15 protein-coding genes and 1 pseudogene are annotated in these 12451 nt (G+C 70.8%); 5 read left to right on the top strand and 11 right to left on the bottom strand.

Annotated features, from left to right (window positions below; all coding sequences use genetic code 11):
• Position 1: 1 nt before the first annotated feature.
• Positions 2 to 633 (bottom strand): annotated as a pseudogene (gene upp / locus F6J85_RS14390) (uracil phosphoribosyltransferase).
• 44 nt (positions 634 to 677) lie between these two features.
• Between upp and tadA the strand changes: the two are divergent.
• Positions 678 to 1139: a tRNA adenosine(34) deaminase TadA gene (gene tadA, locus F6J85_RS14385; RefSeq protein ID WP_191906629.1), complete on the top strand. Its 462-nt coding sequence runs from the start codon at positions 678 to 680 to the stop codon at positions 1137 to 1139.
• An 18-nt stretch (positions 1140 to 1157) separates the two neighbouring features.
• Here tadA and F6J85_RS14380 read toward each other — a convergent pair whose 3' ends face one another.
• The 5 genes from F6J85_RS14380 to F6J85_RS14360 all read right to left on the bottom strand — a co-directional run bounded on the left by F6J85_RS14380 (position 1158) and on the right by F6J85_RS14360 (position 5344).
• The gene (locus F6J85_RS14380) at positions 1158 to 2090 is read right to left on the bottom strand and encodes an LLM class F420-dependent oxidoreductase (protein WP_150918531.1); all 933 of its coding nucleotides are present in this window, start codon (positions 2088 to 2090) and stop codon (positions 1158 to 1160) included.
• Positions 2091 to 2102: 12 nt separating this feature from the next.
• The gene (locus F6J85_RS14375) at positions 2103 to 3095 is read right to left on the bottom strand and encodes a cation diffusion facilitator family transporter (RefSeq protein ID WP_150926030.1); all 993 of its coding nucleotides are present in this window, start codon (positions 3093 to 3095) and stop codon (positions 2103 to 2105) included.
• A 2-nt stretch (positions 3096 to 3097) separates the two neighbouring features.
• Positions 3098 to 4210, bottom strand: coding sequence for an alpha/beta fold hydrolase (locus F6J85_RS14370; RefSeq protein WP_150926027.1), 1113 nt, complete (start codon positions 4208 to 4210; stop codon positions 3098 to 3100).
• An 89-nt stretch (positions 4211 to 4299) separates the two neighbouring features.
• Positions 4300 to 4965, bottom strand: a complete 666-nt coding sequence (locus F6J85_RS14365) for an SRPBCC domain-containing protein (protein WP_150926023.1) — start codon at positions 4963 to 4965, stop codon at positions 4300 to 4302.
• Position 4966: 1 nt separating this feature from the next.
• The gene (locus F6J85_RS14360) at positions 4967 to 5344 is read right to left on the bottom strand and encodes an ArsR/SmtB family transcription factor (RefSeq protein WP_150926021.1); all 378 of its coding nucleotides are present in this window, start codon (positions 5342 to 5344) and stop codon (positions 4967 to 4969) included.
• Between the two features lie 67 nt (positions 5345 to 5411).
• Between F6J85_RS14360 and proC the strand changes: the two genes are divergently transcribed.
• A complete protein-coding gene (proC, locus tag F6J85_RS14355; protein ID WP_150926020.1) occupies positions 5412 to 6254 on the top strand; it encodes a pyrroline-5-carboxylate reductase in 843 nt (280 codons plus the stop codon).
• Between the two features lie 15 nt (positions 6255 to 6269).
• Here the strand turns inward: proC and F6J85_RS14350 are convergent, their stop codons facing one another.
• Positions 6270 to 6941, bottom strand: coding sequence for a potassium channel family protein (locus F6J85_RS14350; protein WP_150926017.1), 672 nt, complete (start codon positions 6939 to 6941; stop codon positions 6270 to 6272).
• Positions 6934 to 8376: a TrkH family potassium uptake protein gene (locus F6J85_RS14345; RefSeq protein WP_150926015.1), complete on the bottom strand. Its 1443-nt coding sequence runs from the start codon at positions 8374 to 8376 to the stop codon at positions 6934 to 6936. The genes F6J85_RS14350 and F6J85_RS14345 overlap by 8 nt, the downstream gene beginning before the upstream one ends.
• A gap of 68 nt (positions 8377 to 8444) precedes the next feature.
• On the opposite strand from F6J85_RS14345, the gene F6J85_RS14340 reads away from it, so the two are divergent.
• Complete coding sequence (locus tag F6J85_RS14340; protein ID WP_150926012.1) at positions 8445 to 8840, top strand: ArsR/SmtB family transcription factor; 396 nt, start codon at positions 8445 to 8447, stop codon at positions 8838 to 8840.
• Positions 8841 to 8844: 4 nt separating this feature from the next.
• On the opposite strand, the gene F6J85_RS14335 is transcribed toward F6J85_RS14340, so the two are convergent.
• From F6J85_RS14335 to F6J85_RS14325, 3 genes are all read right to left on the bottom strand, one after another.
• Positions 8845 to 9366, bottom strand: a complete 522-nt coding sequence (locus tag F6J85_RS14335; protein WP_150926010.1) for a hypothetical protein — start codon at positions 9364 to 9366, stop codon at positions 8845 to 8847.
• A 70-nt stretch (positions 9367 to 9436) separates the two neighbouring features.
• Positions 9437 to 10219, bottom strand: coding sequence for an ABC transporter permease (locus tag F6J85_RS14330; protein ID WP_150926008.1), 783 nt, complete (start codon positions 10217 to 10219; stop codon positions 9437 to 9439).
• Entirely contained in the window at positions 10216 to 11106 is an 891-nt protein-coding gene (locus tag F6J85_RS14325) for an ATP-binding cassette domain-containing protein (RefSeq protein ID WP_150926005.1), read from the bottom strand. Before F6J85_RS14325 ends, F6J85_RS14330 begins: the two co-directional genes overlap by 4 nt.
• Positions 11107 to 11188: 82 nt before the next feature.
• On the opposite strand from F6J85_RS14325, the gene F6J85_RS14320 reads away from it, so the two are divergent.
• Both F6J85_RS14320 and F6J85_RS14315 read left to right on the top strand, forming a co-directional pair.
• Entirely contained in the window at positions 11189 to 12124 is a 936-nt protein-coding gene (locus F6J85_RS14320; RefSeq protein ID WP_238706972.1) for a TetR/AcrR family transcriptional regulator, read from the top strand.
• A 92-nt stretch (positions 12125 to 12216) separates the two neighbouring features.
• Positions 12217 to 12408 (top strand): helix-turn-helix domain-containing protein, encoded by a 192-nt coding sequence (locus tag F6J85_RS14315; RefSeq protein WP_150926002.1) that lies wholly within the window; start codon positions 12217 to 12219, stop codon positions 12406 to 12408.
• Positions 12409 to 12451: the final 43 nt, after the last annotated feature.

Genomic DNA, 12451 nt, shown 5'->3' with positions numbered 1-12451 from the left:
GTCAGACGGTTCCGTAGAGGCGGTCGCCGGCGTCGCCGAGGCCGGGCACGATGTACCCCTTCTCGTCGAGGCGCTCATCCAGCGCGCCCAGCACCAGGGTCACGTCGCGCCCGTCGACCTGCTTCTCGATCGCGGCGACGCCCTCCGGCGCGCCGAGCAGGCAGATCGCGGTGACATCCTGCGCGCCGCGGCGGAACAGGAAATCGATCGCGGCGCCGAGCGAGCCGCCCGTGGCGAGCATCGGATCCAGCACGAAGCACTGGCGGTCGCTGAGGTCGTCGGGAAGCCGCTCGGCGTAGGTCTTCGGCTCGAAGGTCTCCTCGTCACGCACCATCCCGAGGAAGCCGACCTCGGCGGTGGGCAGGAGCTTGACCATGCCTTCGAGCATGCCCAGCCCCGCGCGCAGGATCGGCACCACGAGGGGCGGGGCTCGCTGATGCGCACGCCCACCGTCGTCGTGACGGGAGTCTGGATCTCGTGCGGTTCGACGCGCACCCCGCGGGTGGCCTCGTACGCCAGCAGCGTCACGAGTTCCTCCGTGAGCTGCCGGAACACCGGCGATGGGGTGCGCGCGTCACGCAGCACCGTCAGTTTGTGGGTGATGAGGGGGTGGTCGGCCACGTGCACACGCATAGGCTCAATCTATCCGCTCGACCCCGTCCGAAACTCGGAGCCGCATGACCGTCCCGCCCGGCGACCTCGTCGCGATGCGCCGCGCGCTCGCGCTGGCCGAGCGGGCCGGAGCCGACGGCGACGTTCCGGTGGGAGCGGTGGTGACCGATGCCGCCGGCACGGTGATCGGCGAGGGACGCAACCTGCGCGAACTCACGCACGACCCCACCGCCCACGCCGAAGTGGTCGCCCTGCGGGAGGCGGCGGCATCCGCGGGCACGTGGCACCTCGCCGGCTGCACGCTCGTGGTGACCCTCGAGCCGTGCGTCATGTGCGCGGGGGCGGTGCTGCAGGCCCGCGTCCCGCGGCTGGTGTTCGGCGCGTGGGAGGACAAGGCCGGCGCCGCCGGCTCGATGTACGACGTCGTGCGCGACCGCCGCCTGCCGCACCGCGTGGAGGTGGTCGCCGGCGTCGAGGCGGAGGCGTCGCTGGCGCTGCTTCGGCGCTTCTTCGCCGGCCGCCGCTGACCCCGCCGCGGAGCAGGATCAGCGCGGGAGGTGCGGCAGCACTTCGGAGCCGAGGTACTCGAGCTGCTCGAGGTCGCCCATGTCCATGAGCTGGAAGTAGACCCGCTCGGCGCCGAGAGCCTGGAGTCGCTCGACCTTGGCGGTGATCTCCGCCCGTCCGCCCGCGACATTGCCGCCGTTGCTGCGGTACTCCTCCAGATCCCGGCCGAGCGTCGCCGCGCGGCGGGTGAGGTCGGCCTCGGATGCTCCGGCCAGTGTCGGAGTCGCCACGGAGAGCTTGAGCGTGCCGGGGTCGCGATCGATCGCCGCGCACGCCGCGCGTACGCCGGCGAACTTCTCGGCCACGGTCGGCTCGGGCACGAAGCCGATGTTGAACTCCGTCGCGAACCGCGCCGCCACCGCGGGAGTGCGGCGGGGCCCGCCGCCGCCGACGATGACCGGCATGCGGGTCTGGACGGGCTTGGGCAGGGCGGGGGAGTCTTCGACGGTGTAGTGCTCGCCGGCGAAGTCGAACCGCTCACCGACGGGCGTCTGCCACATGCCGGTGAGGATGGCCAGCTGCTCCTCGAGGATGCCGAACCGCTTCGCCGGGAACGGGATGCCGTACGCACGGTGCTCGCGCTCGAACCAGCCCGTGCCGAGGCCGAACTCCACCCGGCCACCCGACATCCGGTCGACCTGCGCCACCTGCACCGCGAGCACGCCGGGAAGACGGTGCGTCGCGGAGGAGACGAGGGTGCCCAGGCGGATGCGGCTGGTCTCGCGGGCGAGGCCGGCGAGCGTCGTCCACGCATCCGTGCCGCCGGGAAGGGGATCGCCCTCACCCATGCGCAGGTAATGGTCGGAGCGGATGAACGCGTCGAATCCGAGGCGCTCGGCCGTCAGGGCGAAGGCGAGCTGGTCGTCGTAGTCGTAGCCCTGCTGCGGCTCGGTGAAAATGCAGTACTCCACCGGGCCAGTCTGTCAGCCCGCCGCGGGGCTCCCGTCCGCGTGCGCGCCGGCCGAGCGTCCCGCCGTGGCAGCATCCGGCGCCTCCCCCGTGCCGGTGCGGTCGAGGTCGGGCTCGAGATAGATCGCACGCGCGACCGGCACTGCCGCGCGGATGCGCTGCTCGACGGTGTCGATGTGTGCAGCCACCGTGGTCAGCGGCGCGTCTGCCGGCAGGGCGAGCTTGGCCGCCACCAGCAGCTCGTCGGGTCCGAGGTACAGGGTCTTCAGGTGGATCACGCGATCGACCTCGGGGCCGTCCTCGATGGCGGCGACGATGCGGTCGTGGTCGGCCTCGGTGGCGCCCTCCCCGACGAGCAGGCTCTTGGTCTCGATGCCCAGGACGATCGCGACGAGGATCAGGAGCGCGCCGATCAGGAGCGTGCCGATCGCGTCGAAGATCGGGTTGTGGGTGATGGCGGCGAGGCCGACACCGAACAGGGCGAACACCAGGCCGGTGAGGGCCGCGATGTCCTCCAGCAGCACGACCGGCAGCTCGGGGGCCTTGGAGCGGCGCACGAACGACACCCACGACTGGCCGGGCTCGCGGACGCGATTGCTCTCCTTGACGGCCGTGCGCAGGGAGAACGACTCCAGGACGATCGCGATGACCAGCACGGTGATCGGGATCCACACGTTCTCGAGCTCGTGCGGGTGCGTCAGCTTGTCCACTCCCTCGTAGAGGGAGAACAGTCCCCCGACGGAGAAGAGGATGATCGACACCACGAACGCGTACACGTAGCGTTCGCGCCCGTAGCCGAACGGATGCTCGCGGTCGGCGCTGCGCCGCGCGCGCCGCCCGCCCAGCAGCAGCAGGAGCTGGTTGCCGGAGTCGGCGAGCGAGTGGATCGCCTCCGCGAGCATCGACGCCGAGCCTGAGGCCAGCCACGCGAGGAACTTCGCGATCGCGATGCCCATGTTCGCCAGGAATGCCGCGATGATGGCGCGGCCGCCTCCGGATGCACTCACGGTCAGTCCGCCGATCGCAGGATGATGGCCTCGGTCGAGGGCGCAGGGTCGGCGGGGACGCCGACGTAGCCGATGCGCGTGAGCAGCGCGTGACGGAACTGCGCGGGGGCCTCCAGGTGCGGGCTGTGGCCGACACCGGGCAGGTCGATCTCCATCACGTCCCCGCCGGCATCCGCGTAGGCGGCGAGCACGTCGCGTGTCTGCGACACCATGGGCTGCGGCGGGGCGACCTCCGGCCCCGGCCAGTCCGGCAGGATGCCCAGGCGCCCGAGGTCGTTCGGCTCGTAGACCGACGCATCCGACACGATCGCGTCCACCGCGCCGTGCACCCACAGGAGGGGCGGCTTGTCGGCGAGGTCGACGATGCCCGACACGTCGAAGTACTTCGGTGACAGTGCATTGAGCACGCCGGTGGTGCCCGCCGCGTACCCCGGCCACGCATCGGTGCGAACGGAGTCACCCGGGTAGTTGCCGCCTGCGGTCGAGGTGGCGAGCATCGCCGCCACCCACACGTCTTCGTGCTCCGTCGTGTACGCGCTCGAGACGAACCCCGCCCGGAACATGTTGCGGGGCGACGTCTCCGCCTCCTCGCCGGAGTCGCCTGCGGCCAGGCGTCGCACGAAGTCGGGGTTCGCCATCCCGCCGCCGGTGCCGGCGTCGTCGGACGTGAGGCGCGTGCCGTCCCGGCGGGTGCCCCCGAAGCCGTACGGGGAGATGGGCGCTTCGAGAGTGAGCGAGAGCACCGGGTGCTCGAGCGCGTACTGCAGGATGACCGCCGCGCCCAGCGACCAGCCCACGAGGTGGGCGGTGTGGATGCCGAGCGTCTCCAGTGTCGCGGCGAGGTCGTCGCTGAAGTCGCGCACCCCGCGCGTGGCGTCCACCGGTGCGTTCTCGGTGCCGCCGTACCCGCGAAGGTCGACGGCGAGCACGCGGAGGTCGCGGGGAAGGTCCTGGAGGATCTCCTGCCAGAAGAGCGATGACCCGACGGTGCCGTGGACGAAGGCGACGGTGCGATCGGCGGGGGTGGACGGATCGTCCCCGTCCCGCTCGAGCACGGTCACGCTCAGCCGCGGCGTCTCGACGCGTCGTGAGGAGATTCCGTCGAACAGGGTCATGGGGAGGTCCTCCGCACTGTGTCGCGAGCGATCGGGCCGCCCGCGAATCGACTATATCTCCGGCGTCGGCGGGACGGAACGCGCCACCCTCACCCCTGCGGCTGCTCCTCGCCGCTGTAGAAGGCGTACGTCGCCTCCGCCGCCCGGGCGGCGGCCTCCGCATCCGCGCCGGCGGCGATGTGCGCGTGCGCCCATGCATCCGCCGCGCGGCGTGTGAACGCGCGCCCCTCCTCGGTGAGCGGCCATGTGTAGGCGTCCTCCGGCCGCGGACCGGGTGCGCCGGTGAGGTGAAGCGACAGGCCGAGGAGCCCCTGGTCCCAGCCCACGCCGGTGGCCCCCGGGCCGAACTGCTCCCAGAAGCCGGGCGGGAGGTCCTCCGCCCGGGCGGTGTGGGTGAGCGTGAGTTCGGTGGCCTCCTCGCCGACGGCCCGTAGCCCGACGGTCACCCACGACATGCCGCCGCCGTACTCCCACGTGAGCCGGTACTCGGCCGACCCGTCCTCCGGCGGGGTGCACGACCGGATCGTGCCGCCGGCGTTGCCGACCACCTGATAGTGGCCGCCCAGACGCAGATCGCCCTCCACCGGGGCGAACCAGCGGGCGATCCGCTCCGCCGTGGTCGTGGCCTCCCACACGTCGGCGAGGGGCGAGGGGTAGGTGCGGGTGAGGCTCTGCGCGTGACGGGACGCGCCGTCGACCTCCTCGGTGCGGACCGCCCTCGTGACGGCGTCGATCTCGTTATTCACGTCGACCATGTCAGAACTCTCCTTCGGTGGGGGTGGGCGGTGCTGCGGCGTCGGATGCGGCCCGGCGGCGATCGCGCCTGCCGCGGGCGAGCTCCGTGCCGAGGGCGTCGAGGTGCGGCGTCCAGAAGCGGCGGAACTGCCCGATCCAGCGGTCGGCTTCGGCCAGCGCCTCGGGCTCGAGGGCGTACAGGCGCCGGGTCCCCTCGGCCCGCACGCTCGCGAAGCCCGCGTCGCGCAGGACTCTCAGGTGCTGCGACACGGCGGGCTGGCTGATGCCGAACTCCGTCTGCACGACCTCGCCGACCTCGCCCGCGCGGCGCTCGCCGTCGCCGAGCAGTTCGACGATGCGGCGGCGGACCGGGTCTCCCAGGATGTCGAGGGCGTGCATGCGACACATTCTTGCGCACGCGCTTATATAAGACAAGAATGAATGAGACCTCTTCTAGGATGGCGCCATGACCGATGATCCGTCCGACCTCCTCCCCGCCGTCGCGATCCTCGGAGCCGGATCCATGGGCGGCGCGATCCTTCGCGGTCTCGTGCGCTCCGGACTCGCGCCCGCTGTCACCGTGACGAACCGCACGGCGGCCAAGGCGGGCGAGCTCGCGGGGCTTGAGGGCGTCACGAGCCTCGCGCTCGAGGAGGATCCGCACGCGAATGCGGTCGCGGTGGCCTCCGCCGACGTCGTGCTCGTGGGCGTCAAGCCCGCCATGGTCCCGGGCCTGCTCCGGGAGATCGCTCCGCACGTGCGCGAGGGGGCCATCGTGGTGAGCCTTGCCGCCGGTGTTCCGCTCGCGACCTTCACCGGGATCCTCGGCCCGCGCGTGGTCGTGCTGCGCTCGATGCCGAACACGCCCGCACTGGTGGGCAAGGCCGTCACCGGCCTCGCGGCCGATGCCGCCGCATCCGCCGCCCACATCGCGGTCGTCCGCCGCCTGTTCGAGACGGTGGGAGCGGTGGTGGAGGTGCCCGAGTCCCAGATCGACGCGCTGTCCACGATCTCCGGGTCGGGCCCGGCCTACGTCTTCCTGCTCGTGGAGCAGCTCGCCGAGGCGGCCGTGCGCAAGGGATTCTCCGAGGCCGAGGCGTGGATGCTGGCGGGGCAGACCTTCATCGGCGCGGCGGCGCTGATGGAGGCGACGGGGGAGGACCCGCGCGAACTGCGCCGCCAGGTCACGAGCCCGAAGGGCACGACCGAGCGCGCCGTGGGGGTGCTGCAGGACGCGGATCTGGCCGGCGTGTTCGAGCGGGCGACGGATGCGGCGCTGGCTCGCGCGCGGGAGCTCGCCGCCGGGTGACCGGGGCGCGCGCGGTCAGCGATCGAGCGCGGCGAACCGCTCGATGTCGGAGTTGGTCCCCGACACGATGATGAGGTCGTGGTTGGTCACGATCGTGTTCGCCTCGGCGTAGCGGAACGGCCGCCCGGGGCTCTTGACTCCCACGACCGTGACGTTGTACTTGCTCCGCACGCCCGATTCGTTTAGTCCGATGCCCCGGATGAACTTGGGCGGGTACATCTTCGCCAGTGCGAAGTCGTCGTCGAAACGGATGAAATCGAGCATCCGCCCACTGACCAGGTGCGCCACGCGCTCGCCGGCCTCGCGCTCGGGGTAGATGACGTGGTTCGCCCCCACGCGAGCGAGGATCTTGCCGTGCGCCTGCGAGACCGCCTTGGCCCAGATCTGCGGCACCTTCAGGTCGACGAGGTTGGCGGTGATGAGCACGGAAGCCTCGATGAGCGATCCGACCGCCACGACGGCCACCTGGAAATCCTGCGCGCCGATCTGCTTGAGCGCGTCGATGTTGCGGGCGTCGGCCTGGACGGCGTGGGTGACGCGGTCCGACCATTTCTGCACGAGCTCGAGGCTGTCGTCGATGGCGAGCACGTCCCGGTCGAGGCGGTCGAGTTCGCCGGCGCACGCGGCGCCGAACCGGCCGAGGCCGATGACGAGGACGGGCGAGTCGCTACGGATGCGGTCAACCAACGATGGGCCTTTCCACGGGCAGTGAGTACAGCTGCGTGCGGGACGTCGCAGCGACCGCCGCGGCGAGTGTCACTGTACCAACGCGCCCCATGAACATCGTCGCCGCCAGTACGTAGACCGCGGGGTCGGGCAGGTCGGCGGTCAGGCCCGTGGACAGTCCGACCGTCGCGAAGCCGGAGATCACATCGAAGAGCACCTCTTCGATCGGCGCCTGCGTGATCTGCCCGATCGTCACCGTCGAGAGAGCGACGATCGTCGCGCCCCACGCCACGACGGAGAGGGCGACCCGCTGCACGTCGCTGGGGATGCGGCGTCCGAAGGCCTCGACGGAGGAGCGGCCCTTCGCCTCCGACCACACCGCGAGGGCGAGCACGGCGAGCGTGGTCACCTTGATGCCGCCGGCGGTGGACGCCGATCCGCCACCCACGAACATGAGCATCGAGCCCACCACGAGGGTGGATCCGTTCAGGTCGCCGATGTCGACGACGCTGAATCCGCCCGACCGGGTCATCGCGGAGACGAAGAATGCCTGGAAGGTCGTGTCCCACGCATCCAGGCTTCCGAAGGTCTTGGGGTTGTTGTACTCGAGGAGGAGGATCACTCCCGCTCCCACGACGAAGAGGATGGTCGTGGTGATGAGGGTGAGCTTGGTGTGGAGCGACCAGCGGCGGACGTGCCAGTAGTGCTTCCACAGCGAGAAGATCACCGGGAACCCGATCGAACCGAGGAACACCCCGGCCATGAGGACGGTGAGCAGGAAGTAGTCGTCGGCGAAGGGCGCCAGGCCGTTGGCGTTGGGGACGAAGCCGGTGTTGGTGAAGGCCATGGCGGCGTAGTACGGCGCCTCCCACAGCGCCACCAGCGGGTCGATGCCGGCCATGATGAGCGCGGGGTAGAGCAGGACCGCGAGCCCCGCCTCGATGGCGAGGGTGGAGAGGGCGACGGTCAGCAGCAGCTGCCCGACCTCGCCCAGGCGCACCGTCTGGCCCTCGTTGACGGGCCCGCCGTGCACGCGCAGCGGATTCGAGTCGCCGGCGGCGATGAGCTTGGCACGCAGGCCGAGGCGCTTGGAGATCACCAGCCCGAGGATCGACGCGAGCGTGAGCACGCCCAGCGCCCCCACGTTGACACCGATGTAGGTGAAGACGTGTCCCAGCGGCGACCAGTGGGAGTACATGTCCACGGTCGCCAGACCCGTCACGCAGATGGTGGAGACGGCCGTGAACAGCGCATCGGCGAAGGGCGTGCGCGTTCCGTCGGCGGAGGCCGCCGGCAGGGAGTACAGCGCCGTGAACAGCAGAATGAGCGCGAGGAACACGAGCACCGCGAAGCGGGCCGGCGACGAGGTCGTCAGGTTACGGACCCGATCCCAGCCTCTGTCCCATTGTGCGGACCACCCACGGCGGCCGCGAGGCCACGCCGGCGCTGACGCCATCGCGTCGCCCCTTTCGCTCGTGGACCTGGCTCATGGTACTCCGGGGCGAGCGCGACTAATCTGAAGCAATGGTGGACATCTTCGACGTGATCGCAGACCGCACGCGTCGCGACATCCTCCAGCTCCTCCTCGAACGTTCGACGGACGGCCAGGACGGCACCAGCGTGTCGCACATCGTACAGGTCCTCGGTGCGAGCCAGCCGACGGTGTCCAAGCACCTGAGGGTGCTCCGGGATGCGGGGCTGGTGTCCGTACGCGAAGAGGGTCAGCATCGCTATTACAGCCTGCAGACCGCGCCGCTGGACGAGGTCGACGATTGGCTGGTGCCCTTCTTCTCCGTGGATCCGCCGACGCCGGCGACGCTGCCCGAACCCGCCGCGCACGCGGCGGATGTGGTCGGGCGCGCCGCCGCGTCGGCGAAGCACGCGGTGACCGCGGCCCTGCGCAAGCTGCCGGGCCGCTGACGCATCAGGCGTCGCTGTCGGCGTCGTCCTTCCGGTCGGCGTCCTTGTCGGCGTCCTTGTCCGCGTCGTCCTTGTCGGTGTCCTTGTCCGCGTCCTCGTCGGGAGCGGTGGGGGTGCGGTCGTCCGCGTCGTCGCCGCCGCGCGGTCCGAAGCCGTCACGCGGTCCGGAGCCGTCGTGGTCGCGCGAGTCGGAGTGGTCGTGCCCACGCGGGGCGTCCCGCTCGTCGGAGCCGCCCCCGCGGGGGCCGGCGTCCTCCGGCATCCGGGAACCGTCGGTGAATTCGAATCCCGACTCGGGGCCCGAGTTCAGGTTCCATCCGGTCGCGAGCCCGCCGCCGAAAGCGAGTGCCGTGACGGCGACGCCACCGGCGACCGCCGCCGTGATGACGGGCCAACGGCGCTTGCGTGGAGTCGTCTCCTCGGCAGGCTCCGCAGGTGCCGGGGCCGCGGGGGTGTGGGTGGTGGCGGATTCTTCAGGGGTACTGGGTGAGGCCGGAGCCGGTCCGGCAACTGGTTTCTCGGTCATGTCCCCACTATCGCCGGGCGGATTATGGGAGATGTCAGGGCGGTTTGAGTGTGGGCTGTGAGTTCGGCCGTCACCGGCTGCGCCGGCGGAACAGCCACGCTCCCCACGCGGCCGAGAGGGCGAGGATGAGGCCGCACCACAGCAGCGCCCATCCGAGTTCGGCTCCCATCCCGGTGCTGAAGAGGAACCCGCGGATCGTCTCGATGATGGGAGTCACCGGCTGGCTGTTCGCGATCCATTGCAGCCACTGCGGCATGGTCGCCACGGGGACGAAGGCGCTGGAGAGGTAGGGCAGGAACAGCAGGATGAAGCCGTAGGCGTTCGCCCCTTCCGGGCTTCGCGCGGCAAGTCCGATCGCCGCGAACAGGTACGTGATCGCGAGGATGTACAGCGCGATGATCGCGAGCGCCCCCAGCCATCCCAGCGCGCTCGCGGTGGGACGGAAGCCGACCACCACGGCCACGAGGATGACGACGCCGGTGGCCAGGAGGTTGCGCACGAGGCTGGCGACGACGTGCCCGGTCAGCACGGCGCCGGAGCGCAGTGGCATCGTGCGGAATCGGTCCACGATGCCGGCCTTCATGTCGCCGGCGACGTACAGTGCCGTGGACGACGCGCCGAAGCCGGCGCACGTGAGGATGATCCCGGGGACGACGTAGTCGACGTAGCCGCCGCCGGGTTCGAGGGCGCCGCCGAACACGAACGTGAACATCAGCATCAGCAGGACCGGCAGCAGGATCGCCATCATGAGCGATTCCGCGTCGCGCAGGGAACGCAGCAGCGATCGCCACACGAACACGCGTTCGGCGCTGATCCCGGCCAGGCGGGGGCGCAGGAGGGTGGGGGTGGTCACGGGGTGCTCCTTTCGGGGATCGGTGCGGGGTCGTCGGTGAGAGCCAGGAACACGTCGTCGAGGGTCGGCCGGCGAAGACCGACGATGCCCTCATCCCCGTCCGCGTCGAGGGCGTCGAGGGCCGAGCGCAGTCCCCGCACCGTCCCGTCGGTGGGGATCTCTCGCAGGAGATCCCCGGCCGGGCCGCGCAGTTCGACCACCTCGCTTCCGACACGGGACTTCAGCTCCGACGGAGTGCCGGATGCGACGATGCGACCACCGTGCAGGACGGCGACGCGGTCGGCGAGCTGATCGGCCTCCTCGAGATACTGCGTCGTGAGGAACACGGTGGTCCCTCCGGCGGCGAGCGTGCGGATGACGTCCCACAGTTCCCGTCGGCTGCGAGTGTCCAGTCCGGTGGTCGGCTCGTCGAGGAAGAGCACCTGCGGGGTGACGACGAGGCTGAGGGCGAGATCCAGGCGCCGCCGCATCCCGCCGGAGTAGGTGCCGACCGACCGTGAGGCCGCGGCCGTCAGATCGAACCGCTCGAGGAGCTCGGCCGAGCGCTCGCGCGCGGCTCGCGGGCGCAGGCCCGACAGCCGGCCGAGCATCGTCAGGTTCTCCGCGCCCGTGAGCACGTCGTCCACGGCGGCGGCCTGACCGGTCAGGGCGATGCGCTGCTGCACGTCGCGCGGGTGCGTGGCGACGTCGAATCCCGCCACTCGGGCGTCCCCGGCGTCGGGCAGCTGCAGCGTCGTGAGGATCGAGATCGTCGTCGTCTTGCCCGCCCCGTTCGGTCCGAGCAGTGCGAAGACCTCACCCCGGCGGACGCTGAATTCCAGGTCGTCGAGGACGACGCGTCCGCCGAACTGCTTGCGCAGGCGGCGGACGGCGATGGCGGCGTCCATCGGCTCTCCTTTCTGTGTATGACGTAAACTGCGTATGAAGGTAACACACGGTGTATCGCATAAACAGACCTAGAATGTGATCGTGGAAGAGCAGCCCCTCGATCTCGAGCCTCCGCGCGGCGTCGCGCTCGCGTGGGGAATGGCCGCCGACCCGCAGCGCGGGCCGAAGCGGGAAATGAGTCTGGAGCGCATCGTCGACGCGGCCGTGCAGATCGCCGATGCCGACGGGCTGGGCGCCGTGTCGATGGCGGCGGTCGCCGCGCGACTGGGGTACACGACGATGTCGCTGTATCGGTACGTCAGCGCCAAGGAGGACCTCATCCAGCTCATGCAGGAGGAGGCGACGGGGCTTCCGCCGGAGTCCGTCCGGGAGGCGGACGGGTGGCGGGCCGGGCTGGTCACCGCTTACCGTGCCAGCGTGCAGGTGTACCTGGAGCATCCGTGGATCCTCGACATCCCGATCACCGGGTCGCCGGTCACCCCGAACTCCGCGGCTTTCATGGACGTCATGCTCGACGCTCTCGCCGACACCCCTCTGACCGAGGACGAGCGCCTCGCGGCGGTGCTGCAGGTCACCGGCCAGGCTCGGTGGTACGGCACGATCCTCGCCGCGTACTCCCGCCAGGCCCGTGAGCGCGGAATGTCCCCGGAGGAGATCAGCGCGTACGAGGATCAGCTCTTCGCGAGCCTCATCACGGCGGAGGAGTACCCGGCGCTTCGCCGAGCCGTCGACGCGGGGGTGTTCCGCTCCGAGGCCGACCCCTTCCGGTTCGGGTTGGATCGCACTCTCGACGGGATCGCCGCGTACATCGCCGAACGCGAGTCCGGCGCGGCTCCGGTGCCCTCCGCGACGTGGCTGGAGCCGGCGCCGGCCGGTGTCGCCGACGACAAGCGGTACCGCGAAGCGCGCAAGGCCGTGCGGGAGGCGGAGAAGGCTCTCCGCGCGGCCAGGCGACTCGAACGCCAGGCGCTCACCGAAGCCCGTCAGCGGGCAGCGCGCGCTCGCCGCGACGCGTGAGCCTGCCCCATCCGGCCCAGCAGTCACGCGGGTTTACAGGCGTCGCACCCACCGCCTAGAGTGTCGGCAGCACACCGCGAGAGGGGAACGCCATGGCCGAACTGCCGGACGTGCGGTTCCTCACCGTCGCCGAGGTGGCCGAGTTGATGCGCGTGTCCAAGATGACCGTCTACCGCCTCGTGCACTCCGGCGAACTCCCCGCGGTGCGATTCGGCCGGAGTTATCGCGTGCCCGAGTCGGCGGTGGTCGATGCCATGCAACGGCCGGTCGCCGACGTCGGCTAGACTGATCCGAGGCCTTTTTTCGCGCCTCGTGTACCCGGGAGCC

Source organism: Microbacterium lushaniae, from assembly GCF_008727775.1.
Lineage (GTDB): Bacteria > Actinomycetota > Actinomycetes > Actinomycetales > Microbacteriaceae > Microbacterium > Microbacterium lushaniae.
The sequence above is the reverse complement of the archived record's forward strand: the minus strand, read 5'-3'. Positions and strand labels throughout refer to the sequence as shown.

Excerpts from the sequence above, each read along its gene's own strand:
- F6J85_RS14360 (WP_150926021.1), bottom strand. The coding sequence starts at position 5,344 with ATGCACGCCCTCGACATCCTGGGAGACCCGGTCCGCCGCCGCATCGTC.
- F6J85_RS14340 (WP_150926012.1), top strand. The coding sequence starts at position 8,445 with ATGGTGGACATCTTCGACGTGATCGCAGACCGCACGCGTCGCGACATC.
- F6J85_RS14325 (WP_150926005.1), bottom strand. The coding sequence starts at position 11,106 with ATGGACGCCGCCATCGCCGTCCGCCGCCTGCGCAAGCAGTTCGGCGGA.
- F6J85_RS14345 (WP_150926015.1), bottom strand. The coding sequence starts at position 8,376 with ATGGCGTCAGCGCCGGCGTGGCCTCGCGGCCGCCGTGGGTGGTCCGCA.
- F6J85_RS14315 (WP_150926002.1), top strand. The coding sequence starts at position 12,217 with ATGGCCGAACTGCCGGACGTGCGGTTCCTCACCGTCGCCGAGGTGGCC.
- tadA (WP_191906629.1), top strand. The coding sequence starts at position 678 with ATGACCGTCCCGCCCGGCGACCTCGTCGCGATGCGCCGCGCGCTCGCG.
- F6J85_RS14335 (WP_150926010.1), bottom strand. The coding sequence starts at position 9,366 with ATGACCGAGAAACCAGTTGCCGGACCGGCTCCGGCCTCACCCAGTACC.
- F6J85_RS14370 (WP_150926027.1), bottom strand. The coding sequence starts at position 4,210 with ATGACCCTGTTCGACGGAATCTCCTCACGACGCGTCGAGACGCCGCGG.
- F6J85_RS14365 (WP_150926023.1), bottom strand. The coding sequence starts at position 4,965 with ATGGTCGACGTGAATAACGAGATCGACGCCGTCACGAGGGCGGTCCGC.
- proC (WP_150926020.1), top strand. The coding sequence starts at position 5,412 with ATGACCGATGATCCGTCCGACCTCCTCCCCGCCGTCGCGATCCTCGGA.